Origin of the sequence: Nonomuraea sp. NPDC001636 (genome assembly GCF_040298265.1) — a bacterium.
Lineage (GTDB): Bacteria > Actinomycetota > Actinomycetes > Streptosporangiales > Streptosporangiaceae > Nonomuraea.
This window is the reverse complement of sequence record NZ_JBEOZT010000004.1, coordinates 541,804-549,559: the sequence shown is the minus strand read 5'-3', so window position 1 is coordinate 549,559 and position 7,756 is coordinate 541,804. Positions and strand designations below refer to the sequence as shown.

The window sequence follows — 7,756 nt, the reverse complement described above, 5'->3', positions numbered from 1 at the left end:
GCGTACACCGCGACGGCCCGGCCGAGCCGGACGGCGGCCTCGGGGTCGTCGAGGGCGAACAGGCAGGCGGCGGCCTGCTGGCGGCCGCCGGGGAGCAGTGGGGACGGGCGGCGGCCGAGTTCACCGCCGCCGCCGACGCCTTCGAGACGGTCCCGGCACGGTACGAGGCGGCGCAGGCGAGCGAGCAGGCCGCCGCCTGCCTGTTCGCCCTCGACGACCCCGAGGCCGCCGTCCGGCTCGGCCGGGCCGTCGCGGTGTACGCCGAGCTCGGGGCGCGCTGGGACCTCGACCGCGCGACCGGGCTGGGCCGCAGGTGGGGCGTCCGCCCGGCGGCGCCGAGCGCGCCCGCGCAGGCGGGGAACGACCACGCCCTGTCGGCCCGGCAGGAGCAGGTGGCCCGATTGGCGGCCGACGGGCTGACCAACCAGGAGATCGCCAGGGAGCTGTTCCTGTCGCCGAAGACGGTGGACAAGCACGTCAGCGCGGCCATGCGCAAGGTGGGGGCGCGGTCGCGGACGGAACTGGCCCGCCACCTCCTCCCCAGCGACTGACCCAGAATGGGGATTTTTCCCCATAGAGCACCCCATACCCCACCCCATACGTCTGCCGCGACACTTTCGGCATGTCCGACCCCATCCAAGACCCCGACCGGCCGGACCCGGACGACCCGGCCCCCGACGTCCCCTCCCCGCACGAGGAGACCCCGGAACCCCCCCGCCCGCCGGACGGCTTCGAACCCGTCTGACCCCTCCCGGACGGCTCCTCCTTTCCGGGCCATGAGCCCACCGCCGCCGTCCGAACCCCTCCCCCGCCAGAAAGGCCACCATGGCACTGCCCCGCCCCCCGCTGGCGCGCCGGACAGGCGTCCTGCTGACCGCGGTCACCGCGCTCGCCGGCGTGCTGACCGCCGGACCGGCGACCGCCGCGACACCGGACACCCCCGCCCCCGCCGCTCCCGCAGCGCCCACAGCGCCCGCAGCGCCCGCGCAGGCCGCCAAGGACGTCACCCTGTCCGGGGTGCGCGCCCAGAAGGTCGTCGTCACGCTGATCACGGGTGACAAGGTCCAGCTCACCCGGTCCGCCGCCGGCCGGTACCGCGTCGAGCCGGCCCCCGGCACCCGCCAGGACGGCCGCCGCATCAACCTGTTCACCCAGTACACCCCGGACGGCGTCTTCGTGCTGCCGGACGACGCGGTCTCCGCCGTCCAGGCGGGCCTGGTGGACAGGCGGCTGTTCGACGTCAAGTACCTGGCCGAGAACGGCTACTCCGACGAGGTGGCCAAGCGGCTGCCGGTCATCGTGCAGTACCCGGGCGACCAGCCGGAGGCCGCGGTCAAGCGCTCGGCCGCCGCCGTCCCCGCCAGCGAGCCCACCCGGACGCTGGAGAGCATCCACGCCTCCGCCCTCGACGTCACCAAGGCCGAGGCGGGCGCGTTCTGGGAGGCCGTGCGCGGCGGGCCGCCCGCCGGCGAGGCCCTGGCCAAGTCGCCCGGCGCGCTGCGCGGCGGCATCGCCAAGCTGTGGCTGGACGCCAAGGTCAAGGCCGACCTGGACGTGAGCGTCCCGCAGATCGGCGCCCCCAAGGCGTGGGAACGCGGCCAGGACGGGACCGGCGTGAAGATCGCCGTCCTGGACACCGGCGCCGACACCGGCCACCCCGACCTGGCCGGCAGGATCGCCGACAGCAAGTCGTTCGTCCCCGACCAGGCCGTCCAGGACGGGCACGGGCACGGCACCCACGTCGCCTCGACCATCGCCGGCACCGGCGCGGCCTCGGGCGGCAAGCGCAAGGGCGTCGCCCCGGGCGCGCAGCTCGTCGTCGGCAAGGTGCTCGACAACACCGGCTCCGGCCAGGAGTCGTGGATCATCGAGGGCATGGAGTGGGCCGCGCGCAGCGGCGCCAAGGCCGTCAGCATGAGCCTCGGCGGCCCGCCCAGCGACGGCACCGACCCGCTCAGCCAGGCCGTGAACGACCTGACCGCCGAGACCGGCACGCTGTTCGTGGTCGCCGCGGGCAACCTGTACGAGGCCGAGACGATCAGCATGCCCGGCGCGGCCGACGCCGCGCTGACCGTGGCCGCGGTGGACAAGAGCGACAAGCTCGCCGCGTTCTCCAGCCGCGGGCCGCGCCCCGGCGGCGGGCTCAAGCCCGACATCGCCGCGCCCGGCGTGGACATCGTGGCCGCGCGGGCGGCCGGCACCGCCATGGGCTCCCCGGTGGACGACCACTACACCGGCGCCTCCGGCACCTCCATGGCCACGCCGCACGTGGCCGGCGCGGTCGCCATCATGGCGCAGCGGCACCCGGACTGGACGGCCCAGCAGCTCAAGTCCGCCCTGATGTCCACCTCCACGGACGACGGCTTCACCGTCTACGAGCAGGGCGCCGGCCGGGTGGACCTGGACCGCGCGACCCGGCAGCAGGTGTTCACGACGAGCGGCGGCGTGGACTTCGGCCTGCTGGAGCCCGGCAGCGGGACGAAGAGCGGCGAGATCTCCTACCGCAACCTGGGCGACCAGCCCGTCACGCTCACGCTGAAGGCGGCGATGGGCGCCGCCAAGCCGGTGCTCGCCGACGCGACACTGACCGTCCCCGCCGGCGGCACCGCCGCCACCACCGTCACCCTCGACCCGGCCGAGCTGCCCGTCGGCGCCTACAGCGGGGCCATGACGGCCGAGGCGGACGGCGTCCGGCTCACCACGCCGCTCGGCGCGGTGCGGGACGCCCCCAAGTACGACCTGACCATCCGCACCCTCGACCGGGACGGCAGGCCGCGCACCCCGTCGGCCATGAGCGTCCTGGACGTCGACGGCAACAAGGGCGAGCTCGGCCCCAACCGCATCGACGACGTGGGCCTGGTGGTGAGCCGCGTCCCGGCCGGCACCGTCAGCCTGCTGCAGGTGCTCGACTGGGTGGACGCCGACGACCGCGCCAACCGGGCCTGGCTGTTCGAGCCCGAGCTGACCGTCACCGGCGACACGGAGATCACCCTCGACGCCCGCAAGGCCACCGAGGTCAGCTTCCGCGCGCCGAAGACCGCGCAGCCGCTGAACAACACCTACGACGTCTTCTTCCAGCGCTCACTGCCCAACGGCAAGGTCTTCGGCGGCACGCTGCTGTCCGGACGCCCGCTCGGCGCCTGGGAGAAGGTGTGGGCGCTGCCGACGAAGAAGGTCACCAAGGGCGGCTTCCGCTTCGCCGGCCAGTGGGAGCTGGGCGTGCCCGAGGTCACCATGACCATGCGCACGCCGAAGCGCACGACCCTGCACCCGGTCTCCCGGGTCCACACGATCGACTCCGGCGAGATCCACCCGGGCTACGTGCCGTTCGAGGGCACCAAGGACCTGCGGGTGGTCGACGCCGGCAAGGGCCGTCCCGAGGACCTCGCGGGCAAGGACCTGCGCGGCGCTCTCGTGCTGATCGACGCCGAGCCCGCCGAGGGCATCTTCGGGGTGGCGTGCGGCCTGCAGATCGAGCGGGTGGGCCCGATCAGGGACGCGGGCGCCGCCGGCGTCCTGGCCTTCAGCGAGAAGGCCGCCACCTGCCCGATCCCGCTGCCCATCTCGCAGAAGCCGTTCAGCGGGCCGTTCAAGCCGGTCGACATCCCCGTCGCCTACGTCTCCAACGCCGAGGGCAGCAAGATCCGCGAGGAGGCCGGCCGGGGCACGGTGACCGTCCGGGTCGAGGGCACGCCGAACACGCCGTACTCGTACGTGTTCCGGCCGTCCGCGGACGGGCGCGTCCCGGACTCCATGCGGTACGAGGTGACCGAGCGCCAGCTCCACCAGGTCGACCTCGACGTGCACGCCGGGCCGTACACGAAGTACATGAACTGGCGGGCCTCGTGGCGGACCGACGACATCTCCTACACCACGACCAACACCAACATCCTCCAGTGGCCGGTCCCGCTGCCCGAGCGCAGGACGCAGTGGATCTGGCCGCTGGACCCCAAGCTCGTGAGCGAGGCGGGCATGTCCGCGCTGGTCGCGTCCGCGCCCGGCGAGGAGGTCCAGGAGAGCCGCTACCGGCACGAGGTGTTCGACCGGCCGGGCACCACCGTCCAGAAGTGGTTCGCCACCCCGAGCACGCCGGGCGCCTCGACGGCCTCCGACAAGCTGTACGCGCTCGGCGGCCCCGCGGACGCGCCCCCGCTCAAGCAGCTCGTGATCGGCGTGCCGTGCGCGATCTGCGTGCACGACGGCAACCTGTGGGTGACGCCGTCGATGGTCAACGGGGTCGGGGACCGGCGTGACGACGGCGTCGCGTTCGGCGACCTGATTCCCCAGTACGAGCTGCGCCTGTACCGCGACGGCAAGGAACTGCCGAACGCCCCCCTGCCGGGCTTCGACACGCTGCCGCGCTACCCGCTGCCCAAGGAGCCGGGCACCTACCGGCTGACGGCCAGGAACGCCCTGTCGGACATCGAGTGGACGTTCACCGCGCCGCCGGCCAAGGAGCAGCTCAGGCCGGGCGCCAACTGCTACGCCTGGTTCGTCGACGGGCTGGTCGAGCAGTGCCGGACCACCCCCGCGGTCTACGTCAGCTACGACCTCGGTGACACCCTGTCCGCCGGCAACACGGTGGCGGCCGGGCGCAGGCACACGTTCGAGCTGGAGGCCTACCACGGGCCGTCGGCGGCGAAGATGCCGGCGATCGCGGGCGTGCGGCTGTGGACCAGCACCGACGACGGCGCCACCTGGCAGCCCGCCGACCTCAAGCGGGGCCGGGACGGCGTCTACACCGCAGGTGCGAAGTACCCGGCCTACCGCGCCACCAAGGGCGCGGTGAGCCTGAAGGTGGAGGCGTGGGACGCGGCGGGCAACCGCCTCAGGCAGACCACCCTGCGCGCCTTCAACCTCCGCTGACCCCGGCGACCGCGGCCGCCCACCCGGCGGCCGCGGTCTCCTCCCCGCTTCCCGGCAGGCGGGACGGCGGCGTGCGGGGCGCTCCCTTACCGGTCCGCTCTTGGCGGTACGGTGAGCACCCGGCGGCGTACGGCCACCGGGACGGAGAGCGAAGGGACCCCCGCACCATGAACGCCACCGGACCGGACAAGGGCCCGGCGGCGGCCTGGCGGCGGGCCCGCGACCGGCACGGCTGGCTCGACCACCTGTCCCGCGCCGTGCTGCGCTACGACAAGGCCGACGGCGGCCGGTTGTCGGCGGCCCTCACCTACTACTCCTTCTTCGCCACCTTCGCCCTGGCCCTGCTGGCCTTCGGCATCCTCGGCCACGTCATGGACGACCCGACGGTCCTGGCCACGGTCCAGCACTACCTGAGCGAGAACTTCCCGCGCCTCGACGTCCAGGCGTTACGGGAGGCCGGGGGCACGGCCGGCGCGGTGGCCTTCGTCGCGCTGCCGATGACCGGGCTGTTCTGGATGGACACCCTGCGCTCGGCCACCCGGGCGATCTGGGGGCTGGAGGAGTATCCGGGGCGCTTCCTCGTGCGCCAGCTCATCGACCTGGGCGTGATGGCCGGGCTCGGGATGCTGCTCGCCCTGTCGCTCGCCGTCGCCTTCGCCGCCGAGCGGCTGCTGACCTGGCTGGCCGTGCTCACCGTGGGCGTGGAGGCCCTTCCGGCCCAGTGGGTGCTCACCGCGGCCGGGATCGTGCTCGGCCTCGGCGTGAACACGCTGCTGGCCATGGCGCTGCTGACCGCGCCGCCGCGGCTGCGGGTGCCGCTGCGCCGGGTGATCGGGCCGGCGCTGGTCATCACCGCCGGGCTGGAGATCCTCAAGACGATCGGCCAGGTCTACGTCAACCTCACCGCGGCCAATCCCGCCTATCGGGTGGTCGCGGGCGCGGCGGGCATGCTGCTGTTCCTGAAGGTGCTCAACCAGCTCATCCTGTTCGCCACCGCCCTGACGGCGACCGCCACGTCGGGCCACGTCAAGGATCTGGCCGTGCGGAGGGCCCGTTGACAGGGTAACCAACCAAGCGCATGCTCGTTTCGGCGAGGGGGCCGACCGGCTCTCCCCTGTCGAAGGGATCACCGATGCGACCAGCCTCACCGGCCTCCGACGACCTCACCCCCCGCGGGCGCAGCCGCCGCACCCTGCTCGTCGCGGGGGGGATCCTGGTCACCGGCGCGGCACTCGGCCAGGACCCGGCCTACGCCGAGGCCGACTACGACGTGGTGGTGGTCGGCTCCGGGGCCGCCGGGATGACCGCCGCCCTCGCCGCCGCCAAGCGCGGCCTGAGCACCGTCGTGCTGGAGAAGGCGCCGACGTTCGGCGGGTCGGCGGCGCGGTCGGGGGCGGGCATCTGGATCCCGTGCAACGAGGTGATCCTGGCCGCCGGGGTGCCGGACACGCCCGCCAAGGCCGCCGCGTACCTGGCCCGCGTGGTGGGCGACACCGTCCCGGCCGCGCGGCAGCAGGCGTTCCTGGACGCGGGGCCGCGGATGATCTCGTTCGTGACGCGCAACAGCCCGCTGCGCTTCCGGTTCATGGACGGGTACTCCGACTACTACCCGGAGTTCCCCGGCGGGATGCCGGGCGGCCGTTCAATCGAGCCCGACCAGTTCGACGGCAACCTCCTCGGCCCGGAGCTGGCCCGGCTGAACCCGCCGTACATGGCGACCCCGGCGGGCATGGTCGTCTTCAGCGCCGACTACAAGTGGCTGACGCTCGCCCTGGTCAACCCGAAGGGCGCGGAGGTGTCGGCGGCGTGCCTGCTGCGGGGCACGCAGGCGGCGTTGCGCGGCGAGAAGCCGCTGACGATGGGCCAGGCGCTGGCCGCCGGGCTGCGCGCCGGGCTGCTGGCCGCCGGGGTGCCGGTGTGGCTGAACACCCCGCTGCTCGGCCTGCACGTCGAGGGCGGCCGGGCCGCGGGCGTGGTCACCCCGGCCGGGGTGGTCAGGGCCAGGCGCGGGGTGATCGTCGCATCGGGCGGGTTCGAGCACAGCGCGGCGATGCGGGCCGAGTTCCAGCGCCAGCCCATCGGGACGAGCTGGACCGTCGGCGCCAAGGAGAACACCGGCGACGGCATCGAGGCCGGCGAGCAGGCCGGCGGCGCGCTGGACCTGATGGACGACGCCTGGTGGGGGCCGGTGATCCCGCTGCCCGGCGAGCCGTACTTCTGCCTGGCCGAGCGGACCCTGCCGGGCTGCGTCATCGTCAACGGCGCCGGCCGGCGCTTCGTCAACGAGGCCGCGCCCTACAGCGACGTCGTGCACGTCATGTACGACCGCAACACCCCGTCCGACCCGCACATCCCCGCCTGGCTGATCATCGACCAGCAGTACCGCAACAAGTACCTGTTCAAGGACATCGCGCCGCTGCTGCCCTTCCCCGACTCCTGGTACGACAGCGGCGTCCTGTTCAGAGCCCCGACGATCGAGCAGCTCGCCCGCAAGATCGGGGTGCCGGAGGCCGCCCTGCGCGCCACGGTCACCCGCTTCAACGGGTTCGCCCTGGCCGGGCGGGACGCCGACTTCCACCGCGGCGACAGCGCCTACGACCACTACTACGCCGACCCGTACGTCCGGCCGAACCCGGGCCTGGCGCCGCTCTGGCTGCCGCCGTTCTACGCCTTCAAGATCGTCCCTGGCGACCTGGGCACCAAGGGCGGCCTGCGCACCGACGCCCGCGCCCGCGTCCTGCGCGCCGACGGCTCGGTGATCCCCGGCCTGTACGCCGCCGGGAACGCCAGCGGCGCCGTCATGGGGCACAGCTACGCGGGCTCGGGCTCGACCATCGGACCGGCCATGACCTTCGGCTACGTGGCCGCGAACGACCTGGCCGGCGGCTGA

Annotated in this window: 5 protein-coding genes; all 5 read left to right on the top strand. The window is 73.9% G+C overall.

Annotated elements, in window-relative coordinates:
• The coding region (locus ABT158_RS12120; RefSeq protein ID WP_352352796.1) for a helix-turn-helix transcriptional regulator at positions 1 to 551 on the top strand (551 nt) is incomplete at its 5' end.
• 71 nt (positions 552 to 622) lie between these two features.
• A complete protein-coding gene (locus ABT158_RS12115; protein ID WP_352352795.1) occupies positions 623 to 745 on the top strand; it encodes a hypothetical protein in 123 nt (40 codons plus the stop codon).
• Positions 746 to 825: 80 nt separating this feature from the next.
• Entirely contained in the window at positions 826 to 4,866 is a 4,041-nt protein-coding gene (locus ABT158_RS12110; RefSeq protein WP_352352794.1) for a S8 family peptidase, read from the top strand.
• A 167-nt stretch (positions 4,867 to 5,033) separates the two neighbouring features.
• Positions 5,034 to 5,924, top strand: coding sequence for a YihY/virulence factor BrkB family protein (locus tag ABT158_RS12105; RefSeq protein ID WP_352352793.1), 891 nt, complete (start codon positions 5,034 to 5,036; stop codon positions 5,922 to 5,924).
• Between the two features lie 74 nt (positions 5,925 to 5,998).
• Entirely contained in the window at positions 5,999 to 7,756 is a 1,758-nt protein-coding gene (gene kstD / locus ABT158_RS12100; RefSeq protein WP_352352792.1) for a 3-oxosteroid 1-dehydrogenase, read from the top strand.